Origin of the sequence: Kitasatospora sp. NPDC093806 (assembly GCF_040683335.1) — a bacterium.
GTDB lineage: Bacteria > Actinomycetota > Actinomycetes > Streptomycetales > Streptomycetaceae > Kitasatospora.
In genome coordinates this window covers 65339-78815 of sequence record NZ_JBFBDO010000022.1, presented here as the reverse complement: position 1 = coordinate 78815, position 13477 = coordinate 65339, and the positions used below count along the sequence as shown (strand labels likewise).

The 13477-nt window shown below is 70.9% G+C and carries 13 protein-coding genes; 6 read left to right on the top strand and 7 right to left on the bottom strand.

What is annotated here, in order from left to right; genetic code table 11:
• Positions 1–19: 19 nt before the first annotated feature.
• Positions 20–358, bottom strand: coding sequence for a hypothetical protein (locus tag AB0N76_RS14290; RefSeq protein WP_363556751.1), 339 nt, complete (start codon positions 356–358; stop codon positions 20–22).
• A 72-nt stretch (positions 359–430) separates the two neighbouring features.
• Here AB0N76_RS14290 and AB0N76_RS14285 point away from each other — a divergent pair, with 72 nt between their 5' ends.
• Positions 431–1072: a DUF2461 domain-containing protein gene (locus AB0N76_RS14285; RefSeq protein ID WP_363556749.1), complete on the top strand. Its 642-nt coding sequence runs from the start codon at positions 431–433 to the stop codon at positions 1070–1072.
• A gap of 79 nt (positions 1073–1151) precedes the next feature.
• Here AB0N76_RS14285 and AB0N76_RS14280 read toward each other — a convergent pair whose 3' ends face one another.
• Positions 1152–2093, bottom strand: a complete 942-nt coding sequence (locus AB0N76_RS14280; RefSeq protein WP_363556747.1) for a heme o synthase — start codon at positions 2091–2093, stop codon at positions 1152–1154.
• A gap of 510 nt (positions 2094–2603) precedes the next feature.
• Here AB0N76_RS14280 and tkt point away from each other — a divergent pair.
• The 5 genes from tkt to pgl all read left to right on the top strand — a co-directional run bounded on the left by tkt (position 2604) and on the right by pgl (position 9404).
• On the top strand, positions 2604–4700 hold the full coding sequence (tkt, locus tag AB0N76_RS14275) for a transketolase (protein WP_363556745.1): 2097 nt from the start codon (positions 2604–2606) through the stop codon (positions 4698–4700).
• 88 nt (positions 4701–4788) lie between these two features.
• Complete coding sequence (tal, locus tag AB0N76_RS14270) at positions 4789–5928, top strand: transaldolase (protein ID WP_363556743.1); 1140 nt, start codon at positions 4789–4791, stop codon at positions 5926–5928.
• Between the two features lie 82 nt (positions 5929–6010).
• Entirely contained in the window at positions 6011–7549 is a 1539-nt protein-coding gene (gene zwf / locus AB0N76_RS14265; RefSeq protein WP_363556793.1) for a glucose-6-phosphate dehydrogenase, read from the top strand.
• Positions 7546–8619 carry a glucose-6-phosphate dehydrogenase assembly protein OpcA gene (opcA, locus tag AB0N76_RS14260; RefSeq protein ID WP_363556741.1) on the top strand — a complete coding sequence of 358 codons (1074 nt, stop codon included), beginning with the start codon at positions 7546–7548 and terminating at the stop codon, positions 8617–8619. Before zwf ends, opcA begins: the two co-directional genes overlap by 4 nt.
• Positions 8616–9404 (top strand): 6-phosphogluconolactonase, encoded by a 789-nt coding sequence (pgl, locus tag AB0N76_RS14255; protein ID WP_363556739.1) that lies wholly within the window; start codon positions 8616–8618, stop codon positions 9402–9404. Before opcA ends, pgl begins: the two co-directional genes overlap by 4 nt.
• A 60-nt stretch (positions 9405–9464) precedes the next feature.
• Here the strand turns inward: pgl and AB0N76_RS14250 are convergent, their stop codons facing one another.
• The 5 genes from AB0N76_RS14250 to gap form a co-directional block, all read right to left on the bottom strand.
• On the bottom strand, positions 9465–9800 hold the full coding sequence (locus AB0N76_RS14250) for an RNA polymerase-binding protein RbpA (RefSeq protein ID WP_344635217.1): 336 nt from the start codon (positions 9798–9800) through the stop codon (positions 9465–9467).
• 156 nt (positions 9801–9956) lie between these two features.
• The gene (gene secG / locus AB0N76_RS14245; RefSeq protein ID WP_363556737.1) at positions 9957–10193 is read right to left on the bottom strand and encodes a preprotein translocase subunit SecG; all 237 of its coding nucleotides are present in this window, start codon (positions 10191–10193) and stop codon (positions 9957–9959) included.
• Positions 10194–10280: 87 nt separating this feature from the next.
• Positions 10281–11066 carry a triose-phosphate isomerase gene (gene tpiA / locus AB0N76_RS14240; protein ID WP_363556735.1) on the bottom strand — a complete coding sequence of 262 codons (786 nt, stop codon included), beginning with the start codon at positions 11064–11066 and terminating at the stop codon, positions 10281–10283.
• 7 nt (positions 11067–11073) lie between these two features.
• On the bottom strand, positions 11074–12279 hold the full coding sequence (locus tag AB0N76_RS14235) for a phosphoglycerate kinase (RefSeq protein WP_363556733.1): 1206 nt from the start codon (positions 12277–12279) through the stop codon (positions 11074–11076).
• A 150-nt stretch (positions 12280–12429) separates the two neighbouring features.
• Positions 12430–13434 (bottom strand): type I glyceraldehyde-3-phosphate dehydrogenase, encoded by a 1005-nt coding sequence (gap, locus tag AB0N76_RS14230; protein WP_363556731.1) that lies wholly within the window; start codon positions 13432–13434, stop codon positions 12430–12432.
• Between the last annotated feature and the right edge of the window lie 43 nt (positions 13435–13477).

The following is a 13477-nucleotide window of genomic DNA, read 5'->3' as shown; positions in this document are numbered from 1 at the left end:
CGTGCGTGCCCGCGCGGGGTCAGCCGCCGAGCTGGATGCCGGCCATCCGCTTCCACTCGTACGGGCCGGTCTTCACCTTCAGGCCCAGCTCGCCCTCGAAGTCGTCGTGCAGGGTGACCCCGGCCAGCTCGGCGGCCCGGCGGCCGATCGCGTAGCTGGGCGCGACCTGGTCGCCCCAGGTGCCGTCGGCGCCGACCACCACGATCCGGGTGGCGACCGCGCCGACGTACTCCACGACGCCGTCGGCGCTGCCGCCGTGCTGCGCGGCGAAGGCGGTCAGGTGCTTGGCGATGCGCTTGGCGCGGCGCTCGGCACGGGCGTCCGGCGCGGCGGTGGTGGCGGTCTCTGCGCTGCTCATGCCCGCATGCTACCGAGCGGTAGCGGCGCTGGCGACGGGAGCACCGTGTGCACCGGGCCACATACTGGTGGGGTGACCTTCGACGGCTGGCCGGCCGAGGCGCTCGACTTCTACGAGCACCTCGAGGCCGACAACTCCAAGACCTTCTGGCAGTCCCACAAGGACCGGTACGAGCACGCCGTACGGGAGCCGATGGAGCGACTGCTCGCCGAGCTGGAACCCGGGTTCGGGCCGGGCAAGATCTTCCGCCCCAACCGCGACGTCCGGTTCAGCGCCGACAAGTCCCCGTACAAGACGCACATCGGCGCCCACCTGACCGCCGGCGGCTACGTCCAGCTCTCCGCCGACGGCCTGGCCTGCGGCAACGGGCTCTACCAGCTCGCCCCCGACCAGCTCGACCGGTACCGGGCGGCGGTGGCCGAGGACGTCTCCGGCGCCGAGCTCGAACGGGTGGTCGCCCGGGTCCGCGAGGCGGGCCCGCAGGTGGTCGGCCGGGACTCGCTGAAGTCCGCGCCGCGCGGCTACCCCAAGGACCACCCGCGGATCGAGCTGCTCCGCCACAAGGGGCTGATCGCCTGGCAGGAGTGGGCCCCCGAGCCCTGGCTGGGCACCCGGGCCGCGTACGACCGGATCACCGCCTTCCTGCGCGCCTCGCAGCCGCTCAAGGACTGGCTGGACGGCCACGTCGGCCCCTCCGAGCTGCCCGCCCGCTGAACCCCGCTCGAACAGCAGAACGCCGAAGGGCCCCGGTCTCCACGAGACCGGGGCCCTTCGCCACGACGAGGCGGGCGGACTACTTCACGAACGGGTCCACCGCGATCACCACGAACAGCAGCGTCAGATAGGTGATCGACCAGTGGAACAGCCGCATCTCCTTCAGCTTGGCACCCACCACCCCGGCCTTGGCCCGGGAGTGCAGCGCGTGCGCCTCCTTCAGCCAGGCCGCGCCCAGCAGCACCGCCGCGACGGGGTACAGCCAGCTGGTGTCGGCCAGCGGCCAGAGCGCCAGCGAGACGAGCACCATCACCCAGGAGTAGGCGACGATCTGCCGGGCCACCGCCAGGTTGCCCTTGAGCACCGGCAGCATCGGCACCCCGGCCCGGGCGTAGTCCTCGCGGACCTTCATCGACAGCGGCCAGTAGTGCGGCGGCGTCCAGAAGAAGATCACCAGGAACAGCACCAGCGCCGACCAGGACACCGAGTTGGTGATCGCCGCCCAGCCGACGAAGACCGGCATGCAGCCGGCGATGCCGCCCCAGACGATGTTCTGCGCGGTGCGCCGCTTCAGCCCCAGCGTGTAGACGAACACGTAGAACAGCAGCGCGCCGAGCGCCAGCGCCGAGGCCAGCCAGTTGACCAGCAGGCCCAGCCAGACCGTGGACAGGACGCCGAGCGCGATGCCGAACACCAGCGCCTCGCGCGGCGACACCATCCCGGTGACGAGCGGCCGGCGCTCGGTGCGCGACATCACCGCGTCGATGTCGCGGTCGATGTACATGTTGAGGGCGTTCGCGCCGCCCGCCGACAGGTACCCGCCGACCACCACGTTCAGCACCAGGAGCAGGTCAGGCACACCGCGCTGGGCCAGGAACATCACCGGCACGGTGGTGATCAGCAGCAGCTCGATGATCCGCGGCTTGGTCAGTGCGACGAAGGCGCCGACACGGGCCCCGAACGGCCGTTGCGCAGGCGTCGCCCCGGTGACCCCGGCGGGACGGGATTCGACGGCGGTCACTAACACCCCAACTGAAGATGAATCCTCACAGGCGGCCACCGGAACGTTGTCTCCCGAATCGTCCGCTCTGCGCGTACCACGCCACCTTAGACGCTCCATATCTCCCCACCGGCCCCGGGGTGCCCCGGCGGGGCGGAACGCACACCCCCGGGTGAACCCCGTCCCCACCCCGCCGCCACCCCGCCCCCACCGACCTGGGGCGATGTCGTTCGGCCACCCCCCACCCCCGATCCGGCCCGCCGTCGCCCGTACCGCACCCCTAGGAGGCGAACCGGCCCAATCCGGGCGAGGGTGGACAAAGGTCGTGCCCCGCCTCTCCCCGGGAATGGCGGCCAACATGCCTGAGTTGTCCCACCACGGAGGGTGAGCCCCGGCCCGGACGGTAGGCTCCCCCACAGAAGCGGGATCTACCCTCCGTGACCGGCACCACCCAGCGTCCGGCCCCAGCGACGTGGCCGACCCGGTCCCTCACGGGGTCACTCTTCACAATGGAAGGAGCCCTGAGACAGGGTGAGCACGACGCCGAATGCATTCGAGTGGTCGGACCTCGACGAGCGGACCGTCGACACGGCCCGGGTCCTGGCGATGGACGCGGTCCAGAAGGTCGGCAACGGACACCCCGGGACGGCGATGTCGCTGGCCCCCGCGGCGTACCTGATCTTCCAGCGCTTCCTGCGCCACGACCCGACGGACCCGGCCTGGGCCGGCCGTGACCGGTTCGTCCTCTCCCCCGGGCACACCAGCCTGACCCTCTACACCCAGCTCTACCTCTCCGGCTACGGCCTGGAGCTGGACGACCTGAAGGCCTTCCGGGTCGCGGGCAGCCGCACCCCCGGCCACCCCGAGCACGGCCACACCGCCGGGGTCGAGACCACCACCGGCCCGCTCGGCCAGGGCATCGCCAACGCCGTGGGCATGGCGATGGCGGCCCGCTTCGAGCGCGGCCTGTTCGACCCGGACGCCCCGGCCGGCGAGTCGCCGTTCGACCACACCGTCTGGGCGATCGTCTCCGACGGCGACCTGGAGGAGGGCATCTCCGCCGAGGCCTCCTCGCTGGCCGGCCACCAGAAGCTCGGCAACCTGGTCGCGCTCTACGACGACAACCACATCTCGATCGAGGGCGACACCGAGACCGCCTTCTCCGAGGACGTCCTCAAGCGGTACGAGGCCTACGGCTGGCACGTCCAGCGGGTCACCCCGAAGGCCAACGGCGACATCGACGTCGCCGCGCTGGCCGACGCCCTGGCCGCCGCGAAGGCCGAGACCACCCGCCCGTCGATGATCGCTATGCGCACGATCATCGCCTGGCCGGCCCCGGACGCCCAGAACACCGCCAAGGCCCACGGCTCCGCGCTCGGCGCCGCCGAGATCGCCGCCACCAAGAAGGTCCTGGGCTTCGACCCGGAGAAGACCTTCGAGGTCAGCGACCAGGTCATCGAGCACGCCCGACTGGTCATCAAGCGGGGCAAGGCCGCCCGCGGCACCTGGGAGCAGTCCTTCGACGCCTGGCGCGCCGCCCACCCGCAGCGGGCCGCCGAGTTCGACCGCATCCAGGCCGGCGAGCTGCCCGAGGGCTGGAAGAAGGCCCTCCCGGTCTTCGAGGCCGGCAAGGCCGTCGCCACCCGCAAGGCCAGCGGCGAGGCCCTGAAGGCCTTCGGCGCGGTCATCCCGGAGCTGTGGGGCGGCTCGGCCGACCTCGCCGAGTCGAACCTCACCACCATCGACGAGGACAGCTCCTTCCTCCCCGAGGGCAACCCGCTGAAGACGGCCAGCCCGTACGGCCGGACCATCCACTTCGGCATCCGCGAGCACGCCATGGGCTCCACCATGAACGGCATCGCGCTGCACGGGAAGACCCGCGTCTTCGGCGGCACCTTCCTGGTCTTCGCCGACTACATGCGCCCCGCCGTCCGGCTCGCCGCGCTGATGAAGCTGCCGGTCACCTACGTGTGGACGCACGACTCCATCGGCCTCGGCGAGGACGGCCCGACCCACCAGCCGGTCGAGCACCTGGCCTCGCTGCGCGCCATCCCGGGCCTGGCCATGGTCCGCCCGGCCGACGCCAACGAGACCGCCGTCGCCTGGCGCACCGTCCTGGAGCGCCAGACCACCCACCCCGGCCCGGTCGGCCTGGCGCTCACCCGCCAGAACGTCCCGACGTACGACCGCACGGTGTACGGCTCCGCCGAGGGCACCGCGAAGGGCGGCTACGTCCTGGCCGAGGCGTCCACCGGCGCCCCGTCGGTGATCCTGATCGGCACCGGCTCCGAGGTCCAGCTGGCCGTCAAGGCCCGCGAGGTGCTGGAGGCCGAGGGCGTCCCGACCCGCGTCGTCTCGCTGCCGTCCTTCGAGTGGTTCCAGGAGCAGGACCAGGCCTACCGCGACAGCGTGCTGCCGCCGTCGGTCAAGGCCCGCGTCTCGGTCGAGGCCGGCATCGCCCAGGGCTGGCGCGAGCTGGTCGGCGACCACGGCCGGATCGTCTCGCTGGAGCACTTCGGCGCCTCCGCCGACTACCAGGTGCTCTTCGAGGAGTTCGGCATCACCGCCGAGCGCGTCGTCGCCGAGGCCCACAACGCCCTGCGCTCCCTCGAGGCCGTCAACCGCTAGCGGCCCCCGGGCCGGGCGTCCGACCGCACATCGGGCGCCCGGCCCCGCTGACCACCCCACAGGCAAAAGAAATAAGGACTGAAGCACCATGACTGACGCACTGAAGCGCCTCAGCGACGAAGGCGTGGCGATCTGGCTGGACGACCTCAGCCGCAAGCGGCTGAACAGCGGCAACCTCGCCGAGCTGGTGCAGCACAAGCACGTGGTGGGCGTCACCACCAACCCGACCATCTTCCAGAAGGCCATCGGCGGCGGCGACTCCGCCTACGACGGCCAGCTGCGCGACCTCGCCGTCCGCAAGGTCACCACGGACGAGGCCGTCCGCATGATCACCACCTCGGACGTGCGCGACGCCGCCGACGTGCTGCGCCCGGTCTACGACGCGTCCAACGGCCGCGACGGCCGGGTCTCCATCGAGGTCGACCCGCGCCTGGCCCACCAGACCGCGCCGACCGTGGCCGAGGCCAAGCAGCTGTGGTGGCTGGTCGACCGCCCGAACGTGTTCATCAAGATCCCCGCCACCAAGGCCGGCCTGCCGGCCATCGGCGAGGTCATCGGCAAGGGCATCAGCGTCAACGTCACGCTGATCTTCTCGCTGGAGCGCTACAAGGCCGTCATCGACGCCTACCTGACCGGCCTGGAGGCCGCCAAGGCCAAGGGCCTGGACCTCTCCCAGATCGAGTCGGTCGCCTCCTTCTTCGTCTCCCGCGTCGACACCGAGATCGACAAGCGCCTGGAGAAGATCGGCGGCGCCGCCAAGGACCTCCGCTCCAAGGCCGCCCTGGCCAACGCCCGCCTCGCCTACCAGGCCTACGAGGAGGTCTTCGGCTCGGTCGACGGCAAGACCGCCGGCACCGACCGCTGGAAGGCCCTGGAGGCCGCCGGCGCCAAGCCGCAGCGCCCGCTCTGGGCCTCCACCGGCGTCAAGGACCCGAACCTCCCGGACACCCTGTACGTCACCGAGCTGGTCGCCCCCGGCACCGTCAACACGATGCCCGAGGCCACCCTGGACGCCACCGACGACCACGGCGTGGTCACCGGCGGCACCATCGTCCCCAACTACGCCGACGCCCAGGCCGTGATGGCCGCCGTCGCCGCCGCCGGCGTGGACTACGACGACGTGGTCCAGGTGCTGGAGGACGAGGGCGTGGAGAAGTTCGAGCAGTCCTGGAACGAGCTGCTCGACACCGTCACCGCCTCGCTGGCCTCCTTCGCCGACGAGAAGTGACCCCCGGCTCACACTGCCAGCGCACGAAAGCGGAGCCCATCAAGTGAGCACTGACTTCCCAGAGTTGACTCCGGTGTCGGACGTGGACGACCTCCCGTCGGCACCCGTCAACCCGCTTCGTGACCCCGCCGACCGACGGCTCCCGCGCATCGCGGGGCCGTCCGGTCTGGTCATCTTCGGGGTCACCGGCGACCTGTCCCGCAAGAAGCTGATGCCGGCCATCTACGACCTGGCCAACCGCGGCCTGCTGCCGCCGGGCTTCTCGCTCGTCGGCTTCGCCCGCCGCGAGTGGGAGGACGAGGACTTCGCCAAGGAGGTGCACGACGCGGTCAAGGACCACGCCCGCACCCCCTTCCGCGAGGAGGTCTGGCAGCAGCTCGCCAAGGGCATGCGGTTCGTCCAGGGAAACTTCGACGACGACGATGCCTTCGACAAGCTCCGGGAGACCATCGAGGAGCTGGACAAGGCCCAGGGCACCGGCGGCAACTTCGCCTTCTACCTGTCCGTCCCGCCGAAGTTCTTCCCGACCGTCGTCCAGCAGCTCAAGAAGCACGGCCTGGCCGACCCTCCGAAGGGCTCCTGGCGGCGCGCCGTCATCGAGAAGCCGTTCGGCCACGACCTGGAGTCCGCCCAGGAGCTGAACCGGATCGTCCACGAGGTCTTCCCCCGGGACGAGGTCTTCCGGATCGACCACTACCTGGGCAAGGAGACCGTCCAGAACATCCTGGCGCTCCGCTTCGCCAACCAGATGTTCGAGCCGATCTGGAACCGGTCCTACGTCGACCACGTGCAGATCACCATGGCCGAGGACATCGGCATCGGCGGCCGGGCCGGCTACTACGACGGCATCGGCTCGGCCCGCGACGTCATCCAGAACCACCTGCTCCAGCTGATGGCGCTGACCGCCATCGAGGAGCCGGCGTCCTTCCACCCGAAGGCGCTGGTGGCCGAGAAGCTCAAGGTGCTGAGCGCCGTCAAGCTGCCCGCCGACCTCGGCGAGCACACCGTGCGCGCCCAGTACGCGGCCGGCTGGCAGGGGGGCGAGGAGGTCGTCGGCTACCTCGACGAGGACGGCATCAACCCGGACTCGAAGACCGACACCTACGCGGCCATCAAGCTGGAGATCAACAACCGCCGCTGGGCGGGCGTGCCGTTCTACCTGCGCACCGGCAAGCGGCTGGGCCGCCGGGTCACCGAGATCGCGGTGGTCTTCCAGCGCGCCCCGTACCTGCCGTTCGACTCCTACGCGACCGAGGAGCTGGGGCAGAACGCCCTGGTCATCCGGGTGCAGCCGGACGAGGGCGTCACCGTGCGGTTCGGCTCCAAGGTGCCGGGCACCTCCTTCGAGGTCCGGGACGTCACGATGGACTTCGCCTACGGCGAGTCCTTCACCGAGTCCTCCCCGGAGGCGTACGAGCGGCTCATCCTCGACGTGCTGCTCGGCGACGCCAACCTCTTCCCGCGCCACCAGGAGGTCGAGCTCTCCTGGCAGATCCTCGACCCGATCGAGAAGTACTGGGACGCCCACGGCAAGCCGGCCCAGTACCCGGCCGGCACCTGGGGCCCGACCGAGGCGGACGAGATGCTCGCACGAGACGGCAGGAGCTGGCGCCGGCCATGAAGATCGACCTCACGAACACCACGTCCAGCAAGATCAACGCCGCGCTGATGGAGGCCCGCCGGGGCAGCGGTGCCACCGCCGCCGGCATGGTCCTCACGCTGGTGATCGTCACCGACGAGGGCAGCGCCTACGACGCCCTCAAGGCGGCCAACGACGCCTCCCGCGAGCACCCCTCGCGCACCCTGGCGGTCATCAAGCGCGCCGGGCGCTCGCCCCGGGCCCGCGCCGAGACCCGCCTGGACGCCGAGGTGCTGGTCGGCTCCGACGCCGGCTCCGGCGAAACGGTCATCCTGCGCATGCACGGCGAACTCGCCTCGCACGCCCAGTCGGTGGTCCTGCCGCTGCTGCTGCCGGACGCCCCGGTGGTGGTCTGGTGGCCGGACAACGCGCCGCTGCACCCGGCACGCAACCCGCTGGGCTCGCTCGCCCAGCGCCGGATCACCGACGCGGTCACCGCCGAGTCCCCGGTCGGCCAGCTCGCCCAGCGGGCCGAGAGCTACACCCCCGGCGACACCGACCTGGCCTGGACCCGGATCACCGGCTGGCGCTCGATGCTGGCCGCCGCGCTGGACCAGCGGCCGTCCACGATCACCTCCGCGGTGGTCGAGGGCGAGTCCTACAACCCCAGCGTCGAGCTGCTCGGCCTCTGGCTGCACAGCCGGCTGCGGGTCCCGGTCGAGCGGGTCGTCACCAACGGCCCCGGCATCACCGCCGTGCACCTGCGCACCACCGACGGGGACATCACCCTGGACCGCCCGGACGGCCTGATGGGCACGCTCTCCATGCCCGGCTCGCCGGACCGCCAGGTGGCCCTCAAGCGCCGCGAGACCGCGGAGCTGATCGCCGAGGAGCTGCGCCGGCTGGACCCGGACGACATCTACGCGGCGGCCGTGCGCACGCCGGTCGACCGGCTGCAGGAGCCGAACACCGCCGAGACCGCGGTGGCGGCCGAGGTGGCCGTCCAGGTCGCCGAGGCCGAGCAGGCCGCCGCGGTCACCGAGGCGGCCGAGGAGCCCGTGGCCCCGAAGAAGCCGGCCGGCAAGCGCGCCGCCAAGAAGGCCGACGGATGAGCGCCACCACCCCGCAGCTGGTCGTCCACCGGGACAAGGAGCTGATGGCCCAGGCGGCCGCGGCCCGGCTGATCACCCGGATCGTGGACGCCCAGGCCGCCCGCGGCACCGCCTCGGTGGTGCTCACCGGCGGACGCAACGGCAACGCCCTGCTGGCCGCGATCGCCGCCTCCCCGGCGCGCGACGCGGTCGACTGGGCGCGGCTGGACCTCTGGTGGGGCGACGAGCGGTTCCTGCCCTCCGGCGACCCGGAGCGCAACGCCGTCCAGGCCCGGGCCGAGCTGCTGGACGCCGTCCCGCTCGACCCGGCCCGGGTGCACGAGATGCCCGCCTCGGACGGGGTGGACGGCTCGGACGTCGAGGCCGCCGCGGCCCGGTACGCGGAGGAGCTCGCCGAGGCGGCCGGACCGGGCGACCGGCTCGGCGTCCCCGCCTTCGACGTGCTGCTGCTCGGCGTCGGCCCGGACACCCACGTCGCCTCGCTCTTCCCCGAGCACCCGGGCGTGCGGGAGACCGAGCTGACGGTGGTCGGCGTGCGCGGCGCGCCGAAGCCGCCGCCGACCCGGGTCTCGCTCACCCTGCCGGCGATCCGGGCGGCCCGCGAGGTGTGGCTGCTGGCGGCGGGCGAGGACAAGGCGGGCGCGGTCGCGCTGGCCCTGTCCGGCCCGGGCGAGCTCCAGGCCCCGGCCTCCGGCGCGCGCGGCACCCGCCGCACCCTGTGGCTGCTGGACCGCTCGGCCGCGGCCCAGCTGCCGCCCCAGCTCTACCCCCCGGCCTCCGCCTGAGCCCGGGAACGACGAAGGGGCGTCACCGTTCTTCCGAACGGTGACGCCCCTTCGCGATGCTCAGATCTCGCCACGGAGCTTGGCCAGCGCCTCGGCGAGGATCGCCTCGCCGTCGGCGTCGGTGCGCCGCTCGCGGACGTAGGCGAGGTGGGTCTTGTACGGCTCGTTGCGGGACGGCGCGGGCGGGTTGTGCTCGTCCTGGCCGGCCGGGAAGCCGCACCGGGGGCAGTCCCAGGTCTCCGGGATCGCCGCTTCGGCCGCGAAGCTGGGACGGGTCTCGTGCTTGTTGGCACACCAGAAGGAGATCCGGTTGCGGGGGGCGGATTCGCCGCGCTCCGCCTCACCCATCGGGCCGGCTCCGACCCTGCTGCCACGGATGGCGTTGCCACTTGCCACGGTCTGACTCCCTGCGTGCTGGTGCGCCGACCCGCCGCGTGCGCGTCGGTGGCGAAAGTCGTCCTAGTGTAAGCAGGAGTTAAGGATGCGCCACCACCGGCTCCGCCCCGGACCGTTCCAGCATAGGCCGCGGGGCGACGAGGCGTCAGAGGTACGTCAGCTCTTGTACTTGAGCACCAGGCTGAGCACCACGATGCAGGCGAACCAGCCGAGACCGACCACGATCGTGATGCGGTCCAGGTTGCGCTCGGCCACGGCCGAGCCACCGCCGGTGGACATCGCGCCGCCACCGAACATGTCCGACAGACCGCCGCCCTTCCCCTTGTGCAGCAGCACCAGGAGGATCATCAGCAGGCTGAAGACGATCAGGGCAATCGAGAACCCGAGAACCACGACGGGACCAACTCTCTCGTATCTTCGGCGAAGGGGCCGGACCACGACGGGTGGTCCGGCCCCAAAGCCTACGTTGCTGCGGCGGCGTTAGCCTACTGCCTGGTCACGGTACCGCACGATCTTGACGAACTCCTCGGCGTCCAGCGAGGCACCGCCGATCAGACCGCCGTCGATGTCCGGCTTGGCCATCAGGCCGGCCGCGCTGGAGGACTTGACCGAACCGCCGTACAGCACCCGGACCTTGTCCGCGAGCTCGGCGGAGTACAGCTCGGCGATCCGCACGCGGATGGCCGCGCAGACCTCCTGGGCGTCCTCGGGGGTCGCCACCTCGCCGGTGCCGATCGCCCAGACCGGCTCGTAGGCGACCACGATGGACTCGGCCTGCTCGGCCGGGATGTCCTTCAGGGCGCCGTCGAGCTGGGCCAGCGTGTGCTGGACGTGGGTGCCGGCCTTGCGGACCTCCAGCGGCTCGCCGATGCACAGGATCGGGGTGATCCCGCTCCGGTACGCGGCCTTGACCTTGGCGTTGACGATCTCCTCGTCCTCGCCGTGGTACTGGCGGCGCTCCGAGTGGCCGATCACCGCGTAGGCGCACTTCAGCTTGGCCAGCATCGGGCCGGAGACCTCGCCGGTGTAGGCACCCCCGTCGTGCCGGGAGATGTCCTGCGAGCCGTACTTGATCTTCAGCTTGTCGCCGTCGACCAGGGTCTGCACCGAACGGAGGTCGGTGAACGGCACGAGGACGGCCACCTCGACCGACTCGTAGTCCTTGTCGGCCAGCGCGAAGGCCAGCTTCTGGGTGTGCTGGATGGCCTCAAGGTGGTTGAGGTTCATCTTCCAGTTGCCCGCCATCAGCGGGAGACGCTCAGTCATTCGTGATTCAGCCTTCCAGGGCGGCGAGACCGGGAAGGGTCTTGCCCTCCAGGTACTCGAGGCTCGCGCCACCGCCGGTCGAGATGTGCCCGAACTTCGTCTCGTCGAAGCCCAGGATGCGGACGGCCGCGGCGGAGTCCCCGCCGCCGACCACGGTGAACGCGTCGCTGTCCAGCAGGGCCTGCGCGACGGCCTTCGTACCCTCGGCGAAGGTGGGGTGCTCGAAGACGCCCACCGGGCCGTTCCAGAACACCGTCTTCGCGTCGGCCAGCTTCGCCGCGAACAGCTCGCGGGTCTTCGGGCCGATGTCCAGGCCTTCCTTGTCGGCCGGGATCTTGTCGGCGTCGACGACGTCGAAGTCCTCGACCGGCGCGTGCGTCTTGGTGTCGGGGAAGCTCGCGGAGACCGCGACGTCCACCGGCAGCACGAACTCGACGCCGTTCGCCTTGCCGCGCTCCAGGTACTCCAGGACGGTCGGGACCTGGTCCTTCTGCAGCAGCGAGATGCCGACCTCGTGACCCAGCGCGTACAGGAAGGTGTACGCCATGCCGCCGCCGATCAGGATGCGGTCGGCCTTGCCGAGCAGGTTGTCGATCACACCGACCTTGTCCGAGACCTTGGAGCCGCCGAGCACCACCACGTAGGGGCGCTCGACCTCCTCGGTGAGGCGCTTGAGCACGCCCACCTCGGTGGAGATCAGGTCGCCGACCGCGTGCGGCAGCAGGCCCGGCAGGTCGAACACCGAGGCGTGCTTGCGGTGCACCGCACCGAAGCCGTCGCCCACGTACAGCTCGGCCAGCGCGGCCAGCTGCTCGGCGAAGGCCTTGCGCTCCGCGTCGTCCTTGCTGGTCTCACCGGCGTTGAAGCGCAGGTTCTCGAGCAGCGTGACCTCGCCGTCGGCCAGGGCGGCGACGGTGGCCTTCGCGCTCTCGCCCACGGTGTCGGTCGCGAACGAGACCGGCGTGCCGAGGATCTCGCGGAGGCGGTCGGCCACCGGCGCGAGGGAGAACTGCGGGTCCGGCTCGCCCTTGGGGCGGCCGAGGTGGGAGGCGACGACGACCTTCGCGCCGCGCTGGACGAGCTTGGCGATGGTCGGGGCGACGGCGCGGATCCGGCCGTCGTCGGTGATCGTGCCGTCGGAAAGCGGAACGTTCAGGTCCGCGCGCACGAACACGCGCTTACCGGCGACGTCCAGATCTTCGATGGTCTTCACGGTCTTCGGTCTCCTGGCGAGATGGTGGAGCAGGCGACGACACAACGCTGTGCCGTCATGGGGAGTTGAGGGTGCGCAGACGGAGGGCCCGGTCGGCTTCGCACTTGCCTTCCGGGCCCTCCCCCCTACTTCACGTCAGCTCCCGCTGCGTCAGAGCCGGCCACCGACGAGGGTGGTCAGGTTGACGAGGCGGTTCGAGTAGCCCCACTCATTGTCGTACCAGCCGAAGACCTTGACCTGGTTGCCCTGGACCATGGTCAGCAGCGAGTCGAAGATCGTGGAGAACGGCGAGTTCACGATGTCGGAGGAGACGATCGGGTCCTCGGTGTACTGGAGGATGCCCTTGAGGGTGGTCTCCGAAGCCTTCTGGAAGGCCTCGTTGACCTCGGCGATGGTGACGTCGCGCTCCAGCGTGACGACCAGGTCCGTGATCGAGCCGGTCGGGACCGGGACGCGCAGCGAGGTGCCGTCCAGCTTGCCCTTCAGCTCCGGCAGGACCAGGGCGGTCGCCTTGGCGGCACCGGTCGAGGTCGGAATGATGTTGAGGGCCGCGGCGCGGGCGCGACGCAGGTCCTTGTGCGGGAAGTCCAGGGTGACCTGGTCGTTGGTGTACGCGTGCACCGTGGTCATCAGACCCTTGACGATGCCGAAGCTCTCGTTCAGCACCTTGGCCAGCGGCGCCACGCAGTTGGTGGTGCAGGAGGCGTTGGAGATGACGGTGTGCTTCTCGGCGTCGTACTTGTCGTCGTTGACGCCCATCACGATGGTGATGTCCTCGTCGGTGGCGGGCGCCGAGATGATGACCTTCTTGGCACCGGCCGTGACGTGCTTCTTCGCGGCCTCGGCCTTGGTGAAGATGCCGGTGGACTCGATGACGATGTCCACGCCCAGCTCGCCCCAGGGGAGGTTGGCCGGGTCACGCTCGGCGATGACCTTGAAGGTCTTGCCGTCGACGGTGATGCTGTCCGCGGTGTGGGACACCTCGCCCGGGAAAGTGCCCAGGATCGAGTCGTACTTGAGCAGGTGCGCCAGGGTCTTGGTGTCGGTCAGGTCGTTGACACCGACGATCTCGATGTCCGCCTTCTGGGACTGAACCGCACGGAAGAAGTTGCGGCCGATGCGGCCGAATCCGTTGATGCCTACCCGGATCGTCACGAACCGATCTCCTCGTTAGGTACGCCGGACATTATGCCGACGG

What these genes read in the sequence shown, in the direction of transcription:
- AB0N76_RS14290 (WP_363556751.1), bottom strand. Translation starts at nt 358, where the DNA reads ATGAGCAGCGCAGAGACCGCCACCACCGCCGCGCCGGACGCCCGTGCC.
- tal (WP_363556743.1), top strand. Translation starts at nt 4,789, where the DNA reads ATGACTGACGCACTGAAGCGCCTCAGCGACGAAGGCGTGGCGATCTGG.
- opcA (WP_363556741.1), top strand. Translation starts at nt 7,546, where the DNA reads ATGAAGATCGACCTCACGAACACCACGTCCAGCAAGATCAACGCCGCG.
- pgl (WP_363556739.1), top strand. Translation starts at nt 8,616, where the DNA reads ATGAGCGCCACCACCCCGCAGCTGGTCGTCCACCGGGACAAGGAGCTG.
- tpiA (WP_363556735.1), bottom strand. Translation starts at nt 11,066, where the DNA reads ATGACTGAGCGTCTCCCGCTGATGGCGGGCAACTGGAAGATGAACCTC.